This is a genomic window from Pseudomonas sp. ADAK13 (assembly GCF_012935715.1).
GTDB lineage: Bacteria > Pseudomonadota > Gammaproteobacteria > Pseudomonadales > Pseudomonadaceae > Aquipseudomonas.
In genome coordinates this window covers 4,964,970-4,985,153 of record NZ_CP052860.1, presented here as the reverse complement: position 1 = coordinate 4,985,153, position 20,184 = coordinate 4,964,970, and the positions used below count along the sequence as shown (strand labels likewise).

At 62.3% G+C, this 20,184-nt stretch carries 17 protein-coding genes; 5 read left to right on the top strand and 12 right to left on the bottom strand.

What is annotated here, in order from left to right; genetic code table 11:
- Positions 1–25: 25 nt before the first annotated feature.
- Positions 26–2,080: a phenylacetic acid degradation bifunctional protein PaaZ gene (gene paaZ / locus HKK54_RS23095; RefSeq protein ID WP_169387955.1), complete on the top strand. Its 2,055-nt coding sequence runs from the start codon at positions 26–28 to the stop codon at positions 2,078–2,080.
- A gap of 141 nt (positions 2,081–2,221) precedes the next feature.
- Entirely contained in the window at positions 2,222–2,773 is a 552-nt protein-coding gene (locus tag HKK54_RS23090; protein WP_169387954.1) for a GNAT family N-acetyltransferase, read from the top strand.
- A gap of 8 nt (positions 2,774–2,781) precedes the next feature.
- Here HKK54_RS23090 and HKK54_RS23085 read toward each other — a convergent pair whose 3' ends face one another.
- The 5 genes from HKK54_RS23085 to HKK54_RS23065 form a co-directional block, all read right to left on the bottom strand.
- Entirely contained in the window at positions 2,782–3,795 is a 1,014-nt protein-coding gene (locus tag HKK54_RS23085; protein ID WP_169387953.1) for a GNAT family N-acetyltransferase, read from the bottom strand.
- A 14-nt stretch (positions 3,796–3,809) separates the two neighbouring features.
- Complete coding sequence (gene tauD / locus HKK54_RS23080) at positions 3,810–4,643, bottom strand: taurine dioxygenase (RefSeq protein ID WP_010173647.1); 834 nt, start codon at positions 4,641–4,643, stop codon at positions 3,810–3,812.
- A 2-nt stretch (positions 4,644–4,645) separates the two neighbouring features.
- On the bottom strand, positions 4,646–5,632 hold the full coding sequence (gene tauA / locus HKK54_RS23075; RefSeq protein WP_010173649.1) for a taurine ABC transporter substrate-binding protein: 987 nt from the start codon (positions 5,630–5,632) through the stop codon (positions 4,646–4,648).
- A 162-nt stretch (positions 5,633–5,794) separates the two neighbouring features.
- On the bottom strand, positions 5,795–6,664 hold the full coding sequence (locus HKK54_RS23070) for an isocitrate lyase/PEP mutase family protein (RefSeq protein WP_010173651.1): 870 nt from the start codon (positions 6,662–6,664) through the stop codon (positions 5,795–5,797).
- Positions 6,665–6,796: 132 nt separating this feature from the next.
- Positions 6,797–7,579 carry an SDR family NAD(P)-dependent oxidoreductase gene (locus HKK54_RS23065; RefSeq protein WP_010173654.1) on the bottom strand — a complete coding sequence of 261 codons (783 nt, stop codon included), beginning with the start codon at positions 7,577–7,579 and terminating at the stop codon, positions 6,797–6,799.
- A 139-nt stretch (positions 7,580–7,718) separates the two neighbouring features.
- Here HKK54_RS23065 and HKK54_RS23060 point away from each other — a divergent pair, with 139 nt between their 5' ends.
- Positions 7,719–8,867 (top strand): aldose epimerase family protein, encoded by a 1,149-nt coding sequence (locus HKK54_RS23060; protein ID WP_010173656.1) that lies wholly within the window; start codon positions 7,719–7,721, stop codon positions 8,865–8,867.
- Positions 8,868–8,912: 45 nt separating this feature from the next.
- On the opposite strand, the gene araH is transcribed toward HKK54_RS23060, so the two are convergent.
- The 7 genes from araH to HKK54_RS23025 form a co-directional block, all read right to left on the bottom strand.
- On the bottom strand, positions 8,913–9,881 hold the full coding sequence (araH, locus tag HKK54_RS23055; RefSeq protein ID WP_169387952.1) for an L-arabinose ABC transporter permease AraH: 969 nt from the start codon (positions 9,879–9,881) through the stop codon (positions 8,913–8,915).
- A 10-nt stretch (positions 9,882–9,891) separates the two neighbouring features.
- Positions 9,892–11,433 carry an L-arabinose ABC transporter ATP-binding protein AraG gene (gene araG / locus HKK54_RS23050; protein ID WP_169387951.1) on the bottom strand — a complete coding sequence of 514 codons (1,542 nt, stop codon included), beginning with the start codon at positions 11,431–11,433 and terminating at the stop codon, positions 9,892–9,894.
- A gap of 64 nt (positions 11,434–11,497) precedes the next feature.
- Positions 11,498–12,502, bottom strand: coding sequence for a substrate-binding domain-containing protein (locus tag HKK54_RS23045; protein ID WP_010173662.1), 1,005 nt, complete (start codon positions 12,500–12,502; stop codon positions 11,498–11,500).
- Positions 12,503–12,558: 56 nt separating this feature from the next.
- On the bottom strand, positions 12,559–13,434 hold the full coding sequence (locus HKK54_RS23040; RefSeq protein ID WP_169387950.1) for an SMP-30/gluconolactonase/LRE family protein: 876 nt from the start codon (positions 13,432–13,434) through the stop codon (positions 12,559–12,561).
- A gap of 39 nt (positions 13,435–13,473) precedes the next feature.
- Positions 13,474–15,054, bottom strand: coding sequence for an aldehyde dehydrogenase (NADP(+)) (locus HKK54_RS23035; protein ID WP_169387949.1), 1,581 nt, complete (start codon positions 15,052–15,054; stop codon positions 13,474–13,476).
- An 11-nt stretch (positions 15,055–15,065) separates the two neighbouring features.
- The gene (gene araD1 / locus HKK54_RS23030) at positions 15,066–16,058 is read right to left on the bottom strand and encodes an AraD1 family protein (protein ID WP_169387948.1); all 993 of its coding nucleotides are present in this window, start codon (positions 16,056–16,058) and stop codon (positions 15,066–15,068) included.
- Positions 16,059–16,079: 21 nt separating this feature from the next.
- The gene (locus HKK54_RS23025) at positions 16,080–17,402 is read right to left on the bottom strand and encodes an MFS transporter (RefSeq protein WP_010173666.1); all 1,323 of its coding nucleotides are present in this window, start codon (positions 17,400–17,402) and stop codon (positions 16,080–16,082) included.
- A 192-nt stretch (positions 17,403–17,594) separates the two neighbouring features.
- Between HKK54_RS23025 and HKK54_RS23020 the strand changes: the two genes are divergently transcribed.
- Positions 17,595–19,331, top strand: coding sequence for an IlvD/Edd family dehydratase (locus tag HKK54_RS23020; RefSeq protein WP_169387947.1), 1,737 nt, complete (start codon positions 17,595–17,597; stop codon positions 19,329–19,331).
- A gap of 56 nt (positions 19,332–19,387) precedes the next feature.
- Positions 19,388–20,110: a FadR/GntR family transcriptional regulator gene (locus HKK54_RS23015; protein WP_010173668.1), complete on the top strand. Its 723-nt coding sequence runs from the start codon at positions 19,388–19,390 to the stop codon at positions 20,108–20,110.
- Positions 20,111–20,184: the final 74 nt, after the last annotated feature.

Here is a 20,184-nt window from a genome sequence, read left to right as displayed (position 1 = left end):
CTTTATCCAACCCGGAGGAATCGTGATGCCTCACGCCCCTACCCTGCAAAGTTTTATCGCTGGCCGCTGGATCGGCCAACACGGCGCCCAGGTGCTGCGCAGCGCCATCGAAGGCCACGAACTGGCGCGCACTCATGAAGAACGTCCGGACTTCGCCGAAGCCATCGAGCACGGGCGCCGCCAGGGTGTCAGCGGGCTGATGGCCCTGGACTTCCAGCAACGGGCCCAGCGCCTCAAGGCCATCGCCCTGTACCTGAGCGAGCGCAAAGAGCAGCTCTACGCCCTCTCCCACCACAGCGGCGCGACCCGCGCCGACAGCTGGATCGATATCGAAGGCGGCAACAGCACGCTGTTCACCTACGCCAGCCTCGGCTCGCGGGAATTGCCATCGGGCAATATCGTCCACGAAGGCCCGGCAATGCAGTTGAGCAAGCTGGGGAGTTTTGCCGGTACCCACATCCTGGTGCCCCGTGGCGGCCTGGTGGTGCACATCAACGCGTTCAACTTCCCGATCTGGGGCATGCTGGAAAAATTCGCCCCGAGCTTTCTGGCGGGCATGCCGTGCATCGTCAAGCCGGCCAGCGCCACCAGCTACCTGACAGAAGCCGTGGTGCGCCTGATGGACGAATCCGGCCTGCTGCCACCGGGCAGCCTGCAACTGGTGATAGGCAGCACCGGCGACCTGCTCGACCGCCTGCAAGGCCAGGACGTGGTGACCTTCACCGGCTCCGCCGACACCGCGGCCAAACTGCGGGTCAACCCGAACCTGATCCGTAACTCGGTGCCGTTCAATGCCGAGGCCGACTCGCTGAACTGCGCGATCCTCGCCCCGGACGTCACCCCGGACGACGAAGAGTTCGAGCTGTTCATCAAGGAAGTCGCCCGGGAAATGACCACCAAGGCCGGGCAGAAATGCACCGCCATTCGCCGCGCCATTGTGCCGGCCAAACACATCGATGCGGTTGCCACCCGCCTGCGGGACCGCCTGAAAAAAGTCGTGGTGGGCGACCCGTCGGTGGAAGGCGTGCGCATGGGTGCGCTGGCCTCCCACGACCAACAGAAAGACGTGGCCGAGCGCCTGGAAAGCCTGTTGCAGAGCAGCGACATGCTGTTCGGCGCCCGCGACGGGTTTGAGCCGCGCGGTGAAAACGTCAGCCAGGGCGCGTTCTTCGCCCCGACCCTGCTGCAAGCGCGCGACCCGCACGCTGAGGGTGGCGCCCACGACATCGAGGCCTTCGGCCCGGTCAGCACCCTGATGGCCTACGACGACCTGGACGAAGCCCTCGCCCTGGCCGCACGCGGCAAAGGCAGCCTCGTCGCCAGCCTGATCACCAAAGACCCGCAGATTGCCGCCAAAGCCATCCCGGTGGCAGCCGCCTGGCACGGCCGCCTGCTGGTGCTCGACCGCGAATCCGCCGCCGAGTCCACCGGTCACGGCTCCCCCCTGCCCCAGCTCAAACACGGCGGCCCGGGCCGCGCCGGTGGCGGCGAAGAGCTCGGCGGCCTGCGCGCAGTGAAACACTACCTGCAACGCGCGGCGGTCCAGGGCTCGCCGACCATGCTGGCGGCGGTCACCGGCGAATACGTGCGCGGTGCCAAGGTCATCGAGACCGAAGTGCACCCGTTCCGCCGGTTCTTCCAGGACCTGCAGATTGGCGAATCGCTGCTGACCCACCGCCGCACCGTCACCGAGGCCGACCTGGTGAACTTCGGCTGCCTGTCGGGCGACCACTTCTACATGCACTTCGACGACATCGCCGCCAAGGAATCGCAATTCGGCAAGCGCATCGCCCACGGTTATTTTGTGCTGTCGGCGGCGGCCGGTCTGTTTGTGTCCCCGGCGCCGGGCCCGGTATTGGCGAACTACGGGCTCGACACCCTGCGCTTTATCAACCCGGTGGGCATTGGCGACACCATCCAGGCGCGACTGACGTGCAAACGCAAGATTGACCAGGGCAAGAAGAGCCCGCAAGGCATTCCCCAGGGCGTGGTGGCGTGGGATGTGGAGGTGACCAACCAGTTGGGTGAGTTGGTGGCCAGTTATGACATCTTGACGTTGGTGGTGAAACGCGAAGACTGATCGCTCAGACCAATGTGGGGCTCGACAGCTCCCACATTGGATCTCGGTTGATCAGGAGAATGTGTTTGCCTTCCGCCTGATTGATTTTTTGCGCCGTACAACACACCGTAGGGATCGTTTTTCCAAAAGGTGACGGCCACCGTGTCCGACTTCCCCCTCATCAAAACCGAACGCCTGCGGCTCAGGGAACTGACACCGCAGGACGCAGCGGTGCTGTTTGCGATTCATGGCGATGCGGAGGCGATGAAGTGGTTCGGCACCGATCCGCTGACCGAGCCTCGGCAGGCGGAGCAATTGATCGAGCTGTTTGCCAGTTGGCGCACCTCGGCCAATCCGGGGGTTCGCTGGGGGATTGAGGACACCGCCACGGCAGCGCTGATCGGCACCTGTGGCTTCTTCAAATGGAATCGTGGGTGGCGCAGTTGCGCCATCGGGTTTGAGCTGGCGCCATCGGCACAAGGCCGCGGGCTCATGAAGGAGGCGGTTTACGCCGCCGTTCAATGGGCGTTCCAGCACATGGCGCTCAACAGGATCGAAGCATTGGTCCACCCCGACAACACACCGTCGCTGAACCTGCTTGAAAAAGCCGGGTTCGTGCGTGAAGGCACGCTGAGGCAGGCCGGTTACTGGAACGGAAGTCACCAAGACCTGGTACAGCTTTCGCTGCTGCGTGGGGAGTGTGAGTACCGTTAATAAAGGGGTCAGCGTGCGACCCGGCGGTAAACCAGCGTATCGCGCACTCCGAAGTACTCGCAGCGACGCGCGCCTTCAAGGGTTTCCACCCATTCAAATCCCGCAGCCTCAGCCAGTCGTTGGCTGGATAGGTTCGCCGAGGAAGTGGTCAGACGCAGTGTGTGCCCGGTCAACTGCGAAACCAGAGCAGCCAAAGCCTCCCTCATCAGCCCCAGGCCGGCGTGAGCCTGATTGCCCCAATAGCCAACTTCGAAGCTGTGAACCTCATCGGCCAGCGGCAGCAGGCCGATACAGCCCACCAATATCTGCGGATCGTCGCGAGATAACAGAAAATACCTTTTCTCCCCGGCAGGTTCATCGAAGTCTTTTTTCGCCCGCTGCAAGCTTTCCTGCGCGTCCTCCAGCGTCCAGTGCGGCTTGCTCCATACTAGAAACTGGCGGTGCAGTGCGTAGCTGGCGTTCAACGCATCGGCGAGTTTTTCAGCGAGCGCCACATCAGGCGCAACCAGGGTCATCCGGTCAGTTTGCAGGGTTGTGGGCAGCGGAGCTTGTTGTTCAATGGTTTGCACCCATACGAATCCTTCGTCTTCACTAGGCGTCTCAAGCATATTGAACACGCTTTTCAACGCCTCCTCCGGCACCCTCTTGTCAGCGCTGCGTTGTGCGTTTCGCGCTAACGCCAGCTCCAAGGGTGCGCTCACCAGGATGCCCGTTACCGGGATTGCATATTCCCTGACGATGGAAAGCAGCTCCTCCCGATGACGCCGCGCCGGCAAGGCCGCATCAAAGACGATCGCCCCACGACCCAACCGCTCCAGGTTTTCCGACACCCACCGCGACTTGCCAGCCCCTTGCACGCCCATGACCACGTACACATGAGCGCCCGCTTCGGCTTCTGACAGTACGTGCCTCAACCGTGCATACGCCAGCTGCCATGCCCGCCGATTTCGCTCAGGCGTGAATTCCCTGCCGAACTCGGTTTCCAGATAGTCGTCCGGGTTGATCACCAAGGGCAGGTCCATCGACTGATCCTCCATCAAAAAGGCACGTCACCCAAAATCGTCGCGCGGTGCATCACCCGCCTTTGCGGCCGGTAATCATCAATTGCGTAATGCTGGGTAATGCGGTTATCCCAGAACGCTACATCATTCGCCTTCCACCGCCAACGCACGGTAAATTCCGGGCGGCTCACGTGGCTGAACAACAGCCGCAGCAGCGCCTCGCTTTCTGCCGCCTCAAGCTCGTTGATTCGCGTGGTGAAGCCTTCATTCACAAACAATGCCTTGCGACCCGTAGCGGGATGGCTCCTGACCACCGGGTGTGACAGCGGCGGGTGATCCTTCCTGGCTTTTTCGTAGCGTTCCAATGCTTCGGGCGTGCTGCCAAACCGTTCGGTGGGAAAGGACTTGGTCAACTCGTGGGTAGCGGTCAGGCCATCAAGCAGGTGCCGGAGGGGGCCCGATAACGCTTCGAACGCCGCCACGCCATTGGCCCACAACGTATCCCCGCCGAAGGCCGGCACTTGCCTGGCCGCCAGCACGGAGCCCATCGCCGGCGCGGCGAGGAAGGTCACGTCGGTGTGCCAGATGGCGTTGTCGCGTACATCGGTCACGGCGGTGTCGATCAGCAGCAGTTCCGGGTGCTGATCGACGTGCGGATAAATCGGATGCCGGTGCAAATCACCAAACCGCGCGGCAAACGCTACGTGCTGCGCGGGGGTAATGGCCTGGTTACGGAAGAACAACACCTGATGCTGCAGCAGTGCTTGCTCCACCCAGTCGCGCTGTTGGTCAGTCAGAGGCCGGGACATATCCAGCCCCTCAACCTCGGCGCCGATGGCAGGGCCAAGGGGATGAAGCGTCAGGCCCATGATTACTCTCCGATGAACTTGTCGCTGACAAAGGCTGAATAGTCCGGCAGGACCTGTTCGATTTTCCCTTGTTCCTTCAGAAATTCGGCGGTCTTGGCGATTTCCTTGGCGGTGCCGCCGGCAAGGTATTGGGCGCTTTTCTGTTCGGCGGCTGTCGGGAACGAAGAGCCATCGAGCAGTTCGGGAATGTCCGCAGCGTTGGCCCCGGTGAGCCGGGCGATGCTCTTCACAGGGGCAGAGTCGGCGGTCCAGTCTTTTTTATGCGCCGCATAATCGGCAATGGCTGCCAGGCTGACCTTGGCAAAGTCGGCCACGACCTTGGGGTTCTTTTCGGCGAAATCCTTGCGTGCGACCCACACTTCAAAGGTCGGCGCGCCCCAGTTTGAAACCTCGCCAGCGTCGGTCAGGATCTTGCCGGTCTTGCGGATTTCACCCAGGGCAGGCGACCAGGTAAATGCCCCGTCGATATCGCCACGGGCCCAGGCGGCGGTGATTTGCGCCGGTGTCAGGTTGACGATGTTGACCTTGCGCGGGTCCAGGTTCCAGTGCTTCAGCGCACCCAGCAGGCTGTAATGGGAGGTCGAGACAAACGGCACGGCGATGGTTTTGCCGATCAGGTCGTCAGGGTTCTTGATCCCGCTGCCGTCGCGCACCACCAGAGCCTCGGAACTGCGAATCTGTGCGCTGACAATGAACGCCACCAACGGCATGTTGCGCGAAGCTGCTGCGGCCAGCGGGCTGGAACCCAGATTGCCGATCTGAACATCGCCGGACGCCATGGCCGCCAACACGGCCGGGCCCGCATCGAATGCGCGCCAATCGATTTTCTGGCCAATGCCCTTTTCATATTCGCCATCGGCAATCGCGCGTTTGATTGGGTCGATGCCGTTGATGTAGCCGAAGGTCAGGTCAGCGGATTGAGCACTTAGGGAAAGGACAGCAAGGCCCACAGCCGAGAAGAGATTCCGGGCCAGTTTCAGCGTTTTCATTTTTATAGATTCCTGAGCGGATAAGACTTGAGCAGCGCGGTTCCCGGCTCTCCAAGGGTCAACTCAGTTAGATGATATTGATCTATAAAAAATAAAATAAATAATTTTATGGAATTAGCTTAGAGCCTCTGCAGGAGCGAGCTTGCTCGCTCCTGCAGGGTTTCACTCTTGAACGTCCATGAACTCTTTGGCCCAGTTCACGTAGGTATCGGGGAACGTGTAGGTATGGGTCAATTCGCTGGCCGTCAAGTTTGACGTGCTGCGGGTGAGGTTGCGCTGCTCGCGAAGGCTGTCGTAGGTGGCCTTGATCGAAGCGAAGTAGGCGCCGTGGCCGGCCACCACGATCCGCACGCCCAGTTTGGCCAGGCGTTCATTGTCGTTGAGGTTCGGGTTGGCGTAGGTCACCAGCATCAGCGGAACCGTCAGGCCTTCAGCGATCTGTTCAAGATGGTCGAAGTCACGGATGCCCACCATGCAGATGCCGTCTGCACCGGCCTCTTGATACGCCTTGGTGCGATGGATAACGTCTTCCACCGGCAGCACGGCGGCGTTGGTCCGGGCGATGATCGAAAGCTGCGGATCAACCCGTGCCTCCAGCGCCGCCTTGACCTTGCCCACGCCCTCTTCGGTGCTGATGAGGTCGGTGGATTTGCGCCCGAACTGTGCGGGCAGCAAGGTATCTTCAATCGTCAGCGCCGAAACGCCCGCACGCTCCAGTTCCTGGACGGTGCGCATCACGTTCAGCGCATTGCCGTAGCCATGATCGGCGTCGGCAATCACTGGAAGTTGCGCCACCCGGCCGATCCGGGTGGCCTGCTCGACGAACTCACTCAGGGTAATCAGCGCAAAGTCCGGCGCAGCCAGCACCTGCAGCGACGCGACCGAGCCTCCCAGGATACCGACTTCAAAGCCCAGGTCCGAGGCGATCCTGGCCGACATCGGGTCAAATACCGAAGCCGTGTGAAAGCAGTGTTGGGAGGCCAGCAACTCGCGAAACGAGCGCCGTAGATCCTGGTGGGAAATTTTCGACATGTTCACTCCTCACTGTCGCCGTATACGCGGGAACGACCAGTGCCAATTCAAAAGTAACGCTAGCGTATCACGCCGAAAAAAAATGGTTGATGACGTTTGAGAAACTTAGATATCACGTTTGGCACCGGCGTTTCAGACCCACCCCCCATCCACAATAAAATTCTGCGCCGAACACATCGCCGACACATCAGACGCCAGAAACAGCGCCATGTTGGCGATATGCTCGGGCTGCACACTGCCCGGCAGGCACTGGCTGCGGCTGATCAGTTCCCGGGCTGCATCGTCCACCCACATCGCCAGTTGCTTTTCGGTCATCACCCAACCCGGCACCAGGGTATTGACCCGGATCCGTCCAGGCCCCAGTTCCCGTGCCAGTGCGCGGGTCATGCCGTGGGCGGCGGCTTTGCTGGCGGCGTACACCGGGTAGCCGCTGGAGGCCATCATCCAGCCGACGGAACCCAGGTTAATGATCGACCCGCCACCCGCGGCCTTCATCATCGGTACCACGGCCCTGGTGGCAAAAAAAGCGTGCTTGAGGTTGACCGAAATCAGCTGGTCGAACAGCGCTGAGTCGATTTGATCCAGGGTGTGCCGAACGTCGTTGGCGGCATTGTTCACCAGCACGTTGATCGGCCCCAGGGTTTGCGCAAGGCGCCCGATCGCGGCCTTGTAGGCGATCTCGTCGGTGATGTCGCAATGGGCGAATTCGACGGCATGGCCCTCGGCCGACAATATCGCCGCCAACCGGTCGCCCTGCCCTTGTGCCCGGTCCACAAACGCCACCTTGGCGCCCTGGCGTGCAAAGGCACGCACCATGGACTCGCCAATCCCGGACGCACCGCCGGAAATCAACACGGTTTTATCCCGCAGGTCCGGGTACGTCGCGTGGGCTACAGGCTGTTTCTCAGTGTTCATGTGACGGTCACTCCGATCCATTTAGTCTTATTTTATATTGCAAATTTCGCGTTTATGTCTATATATCAGCACTGCATGTGATCTAAATACAATAAATAGTCGAACTATTTAATCAACAACAATAAAAGGTAGCTCTGTCATGCGGCAATCCCGATTCCTGCTTACCAGCCTTGGCCTCTCCCTGGCGATGGCCAGCCTTGGCGCTCATGCCGCTGGCCTGTCCAGCGAACACAAACCTTTCGGCAAGACCAATGACGGCACCGCCGTCGAGCAGTACGTGTTGCGTAACAGCCATGGCATGCAAGCCACGGTCATCACCTACGGCGCTGTATTGCAGTCGCTCAAGGTACCGGACAAACACGGTCAGTTCGCCGACGTGGTACTGGGCTTCGATAACGTCCAGGGCTATCAGGCCGGCACTGCGTTCTTTGGTGCGACCATCGGCCGGTTTGGCAACCGCCTGGCCAAGGGCGCGTTCGAACTGGACGGCAAGCACTTCCAGGTGCCCCTCAACGACGGGCCGAACTCGTTGCATGGCGGCGCCCAGGGCTTCGACAAGCACGTGTGGAAAGCCCAGCCCGTCAAACAAAAGGATTCGGTGGGCGTGACCTTGAGCTACCTGTCGAAGGACGGTGAGATGGGGTTTCCCGGCAACCTCAAAGTCGACGTCACTTATAGTCTGAACGACAAAAACGAGCTGCACATCGACTACAAGGCCACCACCGACAAACCCACGGTGCTGAACCTCACCAACCACAGTTACTTCAACCTCGCCGGCGCCGGTAACGGTGACGTGCTCAAACAGCTGGCCACCCTGCATGCCAGCCATTACACCCCGGTCAACAGCACCTTGATTCCCACCGGCGAGCTGGCCCCGGTCGCCGGTACACCGATGGACTTTCTCAAACCCACCGCCATCGGCCAGCACATCAAGGACGATCATCCCCAGCTGAAATTCGCCGAACCGAAACAAGGAGGCTTTGACTTCAACTGGGTGCTGGATACCCAGGGCGATGTGGGCAAAGTGGCCGTCGAGGTGAGCGACCCGCAGTCCGGCCGCCGCTTGCAACTCTATACCAGTGAGCCGGGCGTGCAGTTCTATACCAGCAACTTCCTCGACGGCTCGCTCAAGGGCAAGGGTGGCAAGCCTTACGCCCACTGGAGCGCGTTTACCCTGGAAACCCAGCACTACCCCGACGCGCCCAACCAGCCGAACTTCCCTTCCACCCGCCTCGACCCTGGCCAGACCTACACCCATAACACCGTGCTGAAATTCTCCGCCGAGTAAACCGATGGGAGCTGCCGGGCTTCAGCGCGGCAGCTCCCACAGGGATCAACGTTGTTTCATGCGGTCGATCACCACGGCCAGCAGCAGGATCGAGCCCCGGATCACATACTGGTAGAAGGTATCGATGTTCTTCAGGTTCATCGCATTCTCGATGATCGCCAGGATCAGCACCCCGGCAATCACATGGCGAATCATGCCAACCCCGCCGCTCAACGACACCCCGCCCAGCACGCAGGCAGAAATCACCGTCAACTCAAAACCCTGGCCAATCATCGGCTGGCCGGAGGTCATGCGCGAGGCCAGGATCACGCCGGCCAGGGCGCCAATCACGCCGTGCACGGCGAAGATGATGATCTTGGTGCGATCCACGTTCACACCCGCCAGCAACGCCGCTTCCGGGTTGCCGCCGATGGCCATGGTGTTGCGCCCGTAGGTGGTGTAGTTGAGCAGCCAGCCGAAGAACAGGAAGCACACGATGGTGATCAGGATCGGCACCGGCACACCCAACAACTGGCCGTTGCCAAAGACAAAGAACGAATCCTGGGACACACCTACCGCCTTGCCATTGGCAAAGATATAGGCCAGCCCGCGCACGATCTGCATGGTCGCCAGCGTGGTGATCAGCGCATTCACCCGCAGCTTGGCGATCACGATTCCGTTGATCAACCCCACCACCAGGCCCATCAGCAGCGCTGCACCGATACCCAGAAAAACGCTGTCGGTGTCGCGCATCACGATCGCCGCTACCACCCCGGCGCAGGCAATCACCGAGCCCACGGACAGGTCGAAATGCCCGGACGCCAGGCAATACAGCATGGTGCACGCGGCAATCCCGGTGGTGGAGATCGCCAGCCCCAGGCCGCGCATGTTGAGCGGCGACAGGAAGTTGTCGATCAGCAAGGTGCAGAGCACGAAGATCCCCACCGCTGCCAACAGCATCGCCCAGTTGTCCAGCAGGCTGCGCAGGTCCAGGGGCTTGCGCGCCGTAGGCAAAGCAGTGTTTTGGCTTGTCATAGTCACCTCGTCAGTTCCCCTGGCCGTCGGCGCGTTGGCGCGGCAGGGCCATTTGCAGCAGGTTGGATTCATTCGCGTGTTCGCGCAGCATTTCGCCGCGCATTGCGCCTTCACACAGCACCAGGATCCGGTCGGAAATCCCCATCACTTCCATCAGGTCGCTGGACACCACAATCACCGCAATCCCGCGAGCCGCAAGGTCGTGGATGATCTGGTAAATCTCGGCCTTGGCGCCGATGTCGATGCCCCGGGTGGGCTCGTCCAGCAGCAGCACTTTCATCGGCATCGACAGCCACCGACCGAGAATGGCCTTCTGCTGATTACCGCCGGACAGGTACATGATCTTCTGCGCCGCCGTGGGTGTCTTGACCTTGAGCGCCTTGATCTGCGTGGCGGCGTTGTGCTTCTCCCAACGGCCGCGCAACAACCAGCCAAAGCGCGAATGTGCACCGCGCGCGCTGATATTGATGTTCTCGGCGACGCTGGACAGCGGCACGATGCCCTCCTTCTTGCGGTCCTCGGGGCACAGCAAGATGCCGGCATCGATGGCGTCACGGGGTGAGCGCAGGCGCAGGGCCGTGCCGCACAGGTCAAGACCGCCGGCGGTCGTGCGCTCCAGGCCACCCAGCAGCCGCAACAACTCGGTGCGCCCGGCGCCCACCAGCCCGAACAGGCCGAGAATCTCGCCCTGGTGGGCCTCGAAACTCACGGGCTCACGCAAGCCGCGGCCCAGCAGGCCAGTGACCTTGAGCGCCACCGCACCCCGAGCGCGGGGGCGGTAATCGTAGATGTCCTGAATGTCGCGACCGACCATGCAGGTCACCAACTGATCATGGGTCAGCGTGCTCATGTCCTCGAAGGTGCGTACGTAGCGACCGTCCTTGAACACCGTCACCGCGTTGCAGATACGGAACACCTCTTCCATGCGATGGGACACGTACAGCACCACTTTGCCTTCGTCCCGCAAGCGCCCGATGATTGCCATCAGGCGGTCGATCTCCCGCGCCGACAGGCTGCTAGTGGGTTCGTCGAAGGCAATCACATGAGCGCCATGAGACAGTGCCTTGGCGATTTCCACCAACTGGCGCTGGCCCAGGGACAGCCGCCCGACTTTCTCCTGGGGGTCGATTTCATCCGCCAGGCCCTTGAGGCACGCCAACGCCTGCTGGCGCAACGCACTGCGATTGATCAAGCCAAAGCTGGCCGGCAAATGCCCGAGGAACAGGTTTTCGGCCACGCTCATTTCCGGCACCAGGTGCAACTCCTGGTGGATCACCGCGACGCCATTGGCGATGCTGTCCGCCGCGCACTTGAAGGCCATGGTGTGTGCGCCGATCTGCACGCTGCCGCTGCTCGGTACGTACGCGCCGCCAAGGATTTTCAGCAGCGTGGATTTGCCGGCGCCGTTCTCGCCCATCAAGGCGTGGACCTGTCCGGGGTGGGCGCTGAAGCTGATGCCATCCAGCGCCTTGACCCCGGGAAACGTCTTGCCGATGCCGTTGAAGCACAGGCTGGCGCCGGCACTGTCGGGTTGTTTCAGTTGCGCGTGCATAAGCACCTCTTCACACAGGTCAGGCAGCCCTGTCAGCAGGGCCGCCGGGGAACGCCAGCGGTCTTCAGTTCCACAGACCGATCTTTTCCAGCTCCTGCTTGAAGTTCTCGCGGGTGATCAGCGTCACCTCGTCCATCGCCGTGTACTTCGGGGGTTCCTTACCGGTGGTGACCCACTCGAACATCATGCTCGCGGTGTTGTAGCCCTCGATGTGCGGGCTGGGCAGCATGGAACCGAAGAAGCCGCTGTTGGCTTTCTTCAACTCGCCGATGGCGTCGGTGCCGTTGATGCCGATACCGATGACATTGGCGGCGGCAAAGCCGGCGCTTTCTGTCGCACGCACGCCGCCAAGCACGGTGTTGTCATTCATGCCGCCGATGATCAGGTTTTTCGCGCCGCCGGGCAGTTTCACCAGCGCCGAGTTGGTGGCGTCCATGCTGCCGGGGACGTCGAGGGTCTTGAGGGCGGCGAACAGAATGTGGTCGTCCGGGATACCCGCCGCTTTCAGGGACTTGACCGAACCGTCGGTGCGTTTTTTGCCGGTGTCGAGTTCGTTGTAGGTGTTGATCACCGCGTAGGTGTCTTTCCAGTCCCAGCCGCGTTTTTTCGCTTCGGTGGCCATGGCGCTGCCCTGCTTCTCGCCGACTTCAAAAGCAGCCATGCCCAGGTAAGGCACGTCCTCCATGAAGTTGCCCTTGGCATCGACAAAACGGTCATCCACGGCAATCACTTTCAAGCCGTTGGCTTTGGCCTTGGCCATGATGGCCGGGCCGAGGGACACGTCCGGCGGGCAAATCACAAAGCCCTTGGCACCATTGGCGGCCAGGCTGTCGATGGCCGAGAGGGTTTTCTCGCCGTCGGGCACGGCGATCTTGATCACTTCAAAGCCTTTGTCCTTGCCGGCTTTTTCGGCGAAAGCCCATTCGGTCTGGAACCAGGGCTCTTCGGCCTGCTTGACCAGAAAACCGATCTTCACCGGTTCTGCAGCCAGCAACAGGCTGCTGAGGCTGACGGCCGAGACCGCCACAGCGGCGCAGCACAGCGAACGGATACCACGACGACGTTTCATAGGGTGACTCCTTGTTGTTGTTTTTGAGTACGTTGAACAGCGGTGTAGCCCGGGGGTTATCCTGCAAACCGGTGGCAGATTTTCCCCGGCACATCGACCTCGATCGCCAGTACCGCGCCGTCCAGCGGGTGATTCAGGGGGCTGGCGGCACTGGTGATGTACAAGGTCTTGAGGTCAGGGCCTGCGAACACGCAACTGGTGGGCCGGCTGACCGGCAGCTCGATCACGCGGTCGACTTCGCCACCCGGCGTCAACCGGAGCAGGCAACTGCCGTCCCAGCGGGCGTTCCAGAGATAGCCTTCGGCGTCCATGGCCGAGCCGTCCGGGCCACCGCGCGGGTGAGGCCCAAACCAGGATTCTGCGGGTGCGAGCTGCCCAGCGTCGGTGATCGCGTGTCGATACAGCGTGCCGTCCAGGCTGTCGCCAAAATTCACGTGGGTGGCTTCGTCGTTCCACAACAAGGTGTTGGGAATCCCCAGGCCTTGCAGCAACGGCGTGACCTGCCCGTCGACATCCACCCGGAACAAGCCGCCGGAACGCCGCAGTACCGGCAGGTCTTCACCCTGGGCGCCGATGTTGTTCTGCATGGTGCCCAGCCACAGCCGGCCCCGGGCATCGCAACGGGCTTCGTTGGCACGGTTGCCCGGTTGCGGGTCGGCGACGCAGAGCAAGGTCAGGCGTGGATCGGTCGGCGCCGAATTGAGGTCGAGCCGATACACGCCGCTGCTCAGGGTCACCAATGCGTCGCCGCTTGCACACGGGATAAAGGCCGAGACGGGCTCCGGCAGTTGCCAGGTGCGCAGTTGCCCGCCCTGCAGGCGCAACGCCTGCTGGCCGATGATGTCCACCCAATACAGCGCCTGGTCCGGCACGTCCCAGAACGGGCCTTCGCCCAACCGGGCCCGGTGCGGTGTCACTGCGGTCCACGACATGAAACCTCCTGCGTTCTGGTTGTTTTCAGAGGGTAAGGGTTACAGCGCCTCGCGAGACGGCTGCCCATCCACCAGACGCTGAATGCGCAACGGGTTGGCATTCTTCAGTGCGTCGGGAAGCAGGCTATCAGGGTAATTTTGAAAGCACACAGGTCGCAGGAAACGATCGATCGCCAGGCTGCCTACCGAGGTGCCGCGAGCATCTGAAGTCGCCGGGTAAGGCCCGCCATGGACCATCGCATCACACACCTCGACGCCCGTGGGGTAGCCGTTGAGCAGGATGCGGCCGACTTTCTGTTCCAGCAGCGGTGTCAATTCGCTGAACTGCGCGAAGTCGGCCGGCTCGCCAATGATTGTCGCCGTCAGTTGGCCGTGCAGGCCGTGTAACGCGGCACTCAGTTGCACCTGGTCGGCGACCGCCACAAAGACCGTGGTGGGGCCGAACACTTCCTCCTGCAGCACTTCATCGCCGTTGATCAGCAGGCTGGCATCCGCTTCAAACAGCTGGGGCTGCGCCTGGTTGCCGGCTTGCGCCTGGCCAGCCAGGTGTTCAATGCCAGGGTGGGCGTGAAGCTTTTGCAGGCCTTTGCCATAGCTGCTTAACGTGCCTGCGTTGAGCATGGTTTGTGCCGGTTGGCCGCCCATTAACTGAGCGACCTGATGGATGAATGCACGGAACGCAGGCGACGCAATCCCGATCACCAGGCCCGGATTGGTGCAGAACTGGCCGCAGCCTTGTACCACTGAGGCGACCAGGTCGCGGGCGACGGTGCCTGCCCGGTCTTGCAGGGCCTGGGGCAGGACGATAACCGGGTTGATGCTGGACATCTCGGCAAACACCGGGATCGGTTGCGGGCGCGCGGCCGCCATATCACACAGGGCTCGGCCGCCCTTGAGCGAACCGGTAAACCCCACGGCCAGGATCGCCGGGTGCTTGACCAGCGCTTCCCCCACACCGGCGCCGAAGATCATGTTGAATACGCCATCGGGCATGCCGGTGGTGTGGGCCGCCCGCAGGATCGCATCGGCCACCCGCTCGGCGGTGGCCATATGGCCGCTGTGGGCCTTGAACACCACCGGGCAGCCGGCGGCCAGCGCGGCGGCGGTGTCGCCACCGGCAGTGGAAAAGGCCAAGGGAAAATTGCTCGCCCCAAACACCGCGACCGGCCCCAGACCGATGCGGTATTGGCGCAGATCCGGGCGTGGCAAAGGCTGCCGGTCCGGCAACGCCCGATCGATACGCGCACCGTAGAAATCACCTCGACGCAGCACTTTGGCGAACAGCCGCATCTGGCCGCTGGTACGGCCGCGCTCACCCTGGATCCGCCCGGCGGGCAATGCCGTTTCGCGGCAGACCAGCGCGACGAAGTCATCGCCAAGGGCGTCCAGCTCATCGGCGATCGCCTCCAGGAACGATGCGCGATGCTGCGCACTCAAGTTTCGATAGGCCGGGTAAGCCGCCGCCGCCGCATTGGCCGCAGCGTCGACTTCCTGCGCCGTCGCCTGGTAGAAATCAAAGGGCAAGGCCTCACCGGTGGTGGCGTCGACACTCTGGAGCGTGACGCTGCCGGCCGCGCTGCGCTGGCCGCCGATGTAGTTGTGGCCGCTGATCCGGGTCATGCCTGTCTCCTTTAAAGAATGCCTACGCCGGCGGGGGCCACGACGCTATCGGCCACTGCGATGCCGTTGATCAAGGGCGCGCCGAATTCGGCCTGGCTGATTTCAAATACATCCCCGGGCCGGGTACGAATGCCTTCGGCAAACGACAGGGTTGCCGTGCCAAAGAAGTGGATATGCACATCCCCCGGGCGCAGGAACTGGGTGTATTTGAAGTGGTGGTATTCAAGGTTTTCCAGGCTGTGGCACATGTTGGCCTCGCCGCTGAGGAATTCGCTCTGCCACAGCACCTCGCCGTTGCGCACGATGCGACTGGTGCCCGCCAGGTGCTGGGGCAGTTCACCCAAACGCAACTCGGGCCCGTAGCTGCAACTGCGCAGTTTGGAGTGGGCCAGGTACAGGTAATTCTGGCGTTCCATCACATGGTCGGAAAACTCGTTGCCCACCGCGTAGCCCAGCCGGTAGGGCTTGCGGTCCTGGCCAATCACATACAGCCCGGCGATTTCCGGCTCTTCGCCGGCGTCTTCGGCAAATGCCGGCACCGGGAACGGCTGACCCGGGCGCACCACGACGCTGCCATCCCCCTTATAGAACCACTCCGGTTGCACACCCACCTCGCCAGAGGCGGGTTTACCACCCTCCACGCCCCATTTGAAGATGCGCATGCTGTCGGTCATCGCGCTCTCGTCACCGGCCTGCTGGTGCATTTTGTCCCGCGCCGACGCGCTGCCCAGGTGGGTCAGGCCGGTACCGCTGACCAGCATGTGCGCCGGGTCCGGGTGATCCAGTGGCGGCAGGATCCGCTGCCCGGCCAGCAACTCGGCATAGTCGTGGCGGGCCCCGAGCCCGAGGCGCTCCACCTGCTGGTGCAAGGTGACGCCGGCCTCGATGGCGGCGAGTGCCAGGTCGCGCACCGTGCGCGCGGTTTGCACCTCGCGTACCTGCCCGCCCTCGACCACGCCCACCCGGCGTTCGCCGTTGTTCAATTCAAACTGCACTAAACCCATGAGTGTTCTCCTGATTGCCAATTAAGTACGCGTGGCGCCGCGGGCGCTGGCGGCGAACTGGTCGGGCGGCAGCACGTGCTTGCGCTCCAGCAGCCGATAGACCACGCCGGTCAGCACCACCCCCAACACCATCACGCACGCCAGGAAGTACAAGCCCGACGCGAGATTGCCGGTGTACTCCTTGAGGGCGCCGATCACGAACGGGCCGATGTAGCCGCCGAGGTTGCCCACCGAGTTGATCAAGGCGATGCCCGCCGCCGCACTGGCGCCGGCAAAGAACCGTCCCGGCAAGGTCCAGAACACTGCCGTGCAAGAGAACAGCGCGAATGCCACCAGGCACAGCGCTGCCAGTTGCCACAGCGGCGCCGTCAGCCAGGCGCTGAAGAACAGGCCGATGGCGCCCAACACGTAAAGCACCGCGAGGTGGCCATAGCGATCATTCAGGCGGTCGGAACTGCGCGGGACGATCAGCAAACCGATGATCCCGAAGATGTAGGGCACTGCCGACACGAACCCGGTGGTCAGGTCGCTGCCGCCGAACTGTTTGATCAGGGTCGGCAACCACAGGCCCAGGCCATAAATACTCAAGGTCACCGGCAGGTAGAACAGCGCCAGCAGCAGCACGCGTTTGTCTTTCAGCGCGTGCAGCGGGTTGCCGTGCCGGGTCTGACCGTAGGCTTGCAGGTCTTTGGCCAGCTCGCCGGTGAGCCAATCCTTCTCGGCCTGGTCCATCCACCGGACCTGCTGCGGGCCGTCCGGCAGGTAACGCAACACCGGCCAGGTCAGCAGGATCGCCGGGGTGCCGATGACGATGAATAACCACTGCCAGCCGTGCAGGCCGAGGATCCCGTCCATGCCGAGCAAACCGCCCGCCACGGGGCCGGTGATCATCATGGCGATGGGTTGGGACAGGATGAACAGCCCGAGGATCTTGCCGCGGTGGCGTACCGGGAACCATTGGGTGATGTAGTAGAGGACGCCCGGGAAGAACCCGGCTTCGGCCGCGCCCAGCAGAAAACGCATCACGTAGAAACTGTGGGGCCCCTGGACGAACGCCATGCCAATGGTGATGGCGCCCCAGGTGACCATGATCCGCGCAAACCAGCGCCGCGCACCAAAACGGTCGAGCATCAGGTTGCTGGGGATTTCGAGAAGGAAGTAGCCAATAAAGAAAAGCCCTGCCCCCAAGCCATACGCCGCATCACCGATGCCGACATCCGCACCCATGTGCAATTTGGCGAAGCCCACGGCCGAGCGGTCCACGTAGGCAATCAGGTACAGCAGGATCAGGAAGGGAATCAGTTTGAGCGTGATGCGACGTATCAGCCGCTGTTCCTGGCTCATGCGGGCAGTCTCCGATTGTTATTTTTATAGAGCGTTGCGGGTCGCCTCTCGCGGAAAACCGCCAGGGCCAGGCCTCGTTGATCCGGACTATATAGTATTACTATTTAATCAACAACACTTCCAAACCAGGGAATTTACGCCTATGTTAAGCCGAGATTAGATCAATATAGTCTTACAATAAGAGAACACATCATGTCCGAGAAAAAGCCCGTCCTGCGCTCCGCCAGTTGGTTTGGTACTGCCGATAAAAATGGCTTCATGTACCGCAGCTGGATGAAAAATCAGGGGATTGCCGATCATCAGTTCCATGGCAAGCCGATCATCGGGATCTGCAACACCTGGTCGGAGCTGACGCCCTGCAACGCGCACTTCCGCCAGATTGCCGAGCATGTGAAACGCGGGGTGATTGAAGCCGGTGGCTTTCCGGTGGAGTTCCCGGTGTTCTCCAACGGCGAATCGAACCTGCGCCCCACCGCCATGCTCACCCGCAACCTGGCCAGCATGGACGTGGAGGAAGCCATTCGCGGCAACCCCATCGACGGCGTCGTACTGCTGACCGGCTGTGACAAAACCACCCCGGCGCTGCTGATGGGTGCCGCCAGTTGCGACGTACCGGCGATCGTCGTCACCGGCGGGCCGATGCTCAACGGCAAGCACAAGGGCCAGGACATCGGCTCGGGCACCGTGGTGTGGCAGCTCAGCGAACAGGTCAAGGCCGGCACCATCACCCTGGACGATTTCCTCGCGGCCGAAGGCGGCATGTCGCGCTCGGCGGGTACCTGCAACACCATGGGCACCGCCTCGACCATGGCCTGCATGGCCGAAGCACTGGGCACTTCCCTGCCCCACAACGCGGCGATTCCGGCGGTGGATGCGCGCCGTTATGTGCTGGCGCACATGTCTGGCATGCGTGCGGTTGAGATGGTGCGCGAAGACCTCAAGCTGTCGAAGATCCTGACCAAGGAAGCCTTTGAAAATGCGATTCGCGTCAACGCAGCCATCGGCGGCTCGACCAACGCGGTGATTCACTTGAAAGCCATCGCCGGGCGCATCGGCGTCGAGCTCGACCTGGACGACTGGACCCGCATGGGCCGCGGCATGCCGACCATCGTCGACCTGCAACCGTCCGGGCGCTTCCTGATGGAAGAGTTCTACTACGCCGGCGGCCTGCCGGCGGTGCTGCGCCGCCTCGGGGAAGCCAACCTGATCCCCCATCCCGACGCCTTGACCGTCAACGGCAAGTCCCTCGGCGAAAACACCAGGGAGGCGCCAATCTACGGACAGGACGAAGTGATCCGCACCCTCGACAACCCGATCCGCGCCGACGGTGGGATCTGCGTGCTGCGCGGCAACCTCGCGCCCCTGGGTGCGGTGCTCAAGCCTTCGGCGGCCAGCGCTGAACTGATGCAACATCGCGGGCGCGCGGTGGTGTTCGAGAACTTCGACATGTACAAGGCACGGATCAACGACCCGGAACTGGACGTCGATGCCAACTCGATCCTGGTGATGAAAAACTGCGGCCCCAAGGGTTACCCAGGCATGGCGGAAGTGGGCAACATGGGCTTGCCGGCCAAGCTGCTGGCCCAGGGTGTGACCGACATGGTGCGTATTTCCGATGCGCGCATGAGCGGTACCGCCTACGGCACCGTGGTGCTGCACGTGGCGCCGGAAGCGGCGGCCGGCGGGCCGCTGGCCACGGTGAAAGAAGGCGACTGGATCGAGCTCGATTGCGCCAACGGGCGCCTGCACCTGGACATCCCGGACGCCGAACTGGCAGCACGCATGGCTGACCTGGCGCCGCCACAGCAGTTGATTGTCGGCGGTTACCGGCAGCTGTACATCGACCACGTATTGCAGGCAGACCAGGGCTGCGACTTCGACTTCCTGGTGGGCTGCCGGGGTGCCGAAGTGCCGCGTCATTCCCACTAATTGGGACGGGAGGAATGCTATGATGCCGCCAATTTCGCCAGAGTAGCCTTCCTGTTATGGATCAGCAGCCGACCAAGCCGCGCAAGAGCATGCACGCCCAAATCGTTCAGGACTTGGGCATGCACATCGTTTCCGGACGCTTCAAGCCCGAAGAACGACTGCCCATGGAGGCAAGCCTGTGCGAGGAATACAAAGTCAGCCGGTCGGTCTTGCGTGAAGCGACTCGGGTGCTGAGCGCCAAGGGCCTGGTGATCTCCAAGCCGAAGGTCGGCGCAGTGGTAAGGCCACGGGCGCAGTGGCACTTGCTGGACCCGGACGTGCTGTCCTGGCTGATGCAGTCGACGCCCCACAGCGAGTTTTTCAACACCCTGGCCGGTGTTCGGCGGATTTTGGAGCCGGAAATCGCCGCCATGGCCGCGACGACCGCCACCGACGCCGACATCGCCACCATCGAAAAAGCCTACCTCGGCATGGAAACCGCGAACACCCACGACGCGCTGTTGCAGGCTGACCTGGACTTCCACCGCGCGATTGCCGACGCGACCCGCAACGACCTGCTCGCCTACATGTGCAACATGCTGTCGCTGCCGCTGCGCGAATCGATCAACATCACCAACCGCCGCCCGGACATCCAGGGCCTGAGCCTGCCCCGGCACAAGGCGATCCTTACCGCGATCCAGAACCGCGACGCCCTCGGCGCCCGGCATGCGTCCCTGGTGCAACTGGATGACACCCGGGTGGCGCTGGATACCGTGATGAATGTGCTGACGCCCCTGTAACCCGGTGAACGGGAGGCCTGCTCAGCGCCTCCACCGCTTCGCGGGCGCCCTTTCGCTCCTACCTATTTACCGAA

Excerpts from the sequence above, each read along its gene's own strand:
- HKK54_RS23060 (WP_010173656.1), top strand. The coding sequence starts at position 7,719 with ATGCGGCAATCCCGATTCCTGCTTACCAGCCTTGGCCTCTCCCTGGCG.
- HKK54_RS23035 (WP_169387949.1), bottom strand. The coding sequence starts at position 15,054 with ATGACCCGGATCAGCGGCCACAACTACATCGGCGGCCAGCGCAGCGCG.
- tauA (WP_010173649.1), bottom strand. The coding sequence starts at position 5,632 with ATGAAAACGCTGAAACTGGCCCGGAATCTCTTCTCGGCTGTGGGCCTT.
- HKK54_RS23045 (WP_010173662.1), bottom strand. The coding sequence starts at position 12,502 with ATGAAACGTCGTCGTGGTATCCGTTCGCTGTGCTGCGCCGCTGTGGCG.
- paaZ (WP_169387955.1), top strand. The coding sequence starts at position 26 with ATGCCTCACGCCCCTACCCTGCAAAGTTTTATCGCTGGCCGCTGGATC.
- HKK54_RS23020 (WP_169387947.1), top strand. The coding sequence starts at position 17,595 with ATGTCCGAGAAAAAGCCCGTCCTGCGCTCCGCCAGTTGGTTTGGTACT.
- araD1 (WP_169387948.1), bottom strand. The coding sequence starts at position 16,058 with ATGGGTTTAGTGCAGTTTGAATTGAACAACGGCGAACGCCGGGTGGGC.
- HKK54_RS23085 (WP_169387953.1), bottom strand. The coding sequence starts at position 3,795 with ATGGACCTGCCCTTGGTGATCAACCCGGACGACTATCTGGAAACCGAG.
- araG (WP_169387951.1), bottom strand. The coding sequence starts at position 11,433 with ATGCACGCGCAACTGAAACAACCCGACAGTGCCGGCGCCAGCCTGTGC.
- araH (WP_169387952.1), bottom strand. The coding sequence starts at position 9,881 with ATGACAAGCCAAAACACTGCTTTGCCTACGGCGCGCAAGCCCCTGGAC.
- HKK54_RS23065 (WP_010173654.1), bottom strand. The coding sequence starts at position 7,579 with ATGAACACTGAGAAACAGCCTGTAGCCCACGCGACGTACCCGGACCTG.
- tauD (WP_010173647.1), bottom strand. The coding sequence starts at position 4,643 with ATGGGCCTGACGCTTCATCCCCTTGGCCCTGCCATCGGCGCCGAGGTT.
- HKK54_RS23015 (WP_010173668.1), top strand. The coding sequence starts at position 19,388 with ATGGATCAGCAGCCGACCAAGCCGCGCAAGAGCATGCACGCCCAAATC.
- HKK54_RS23070 (WP_010173651.1), bottom strand. The coding sequence starts at position 6,664 with ATGTCGAAAATTTCCCACCAGGATCTACGGCGCTCGTTTCGCGAGTTG.
- HKK54_RS23025 (WP_010173666.1), bottom strand. The coding sequence starts at position 17,402 with ATGAGCCAGGAACAGCGGCTGATACGTCGCATCACGCTCAAACTGATT.
- HKK54_RS23040 (WP_169387950.1), bottom strand. The coding sequence starts at position 13,434 with ATGTCGTGGACCGCAGTGACACCGCACCGGGCCCGGTTGGGCGAAGGC.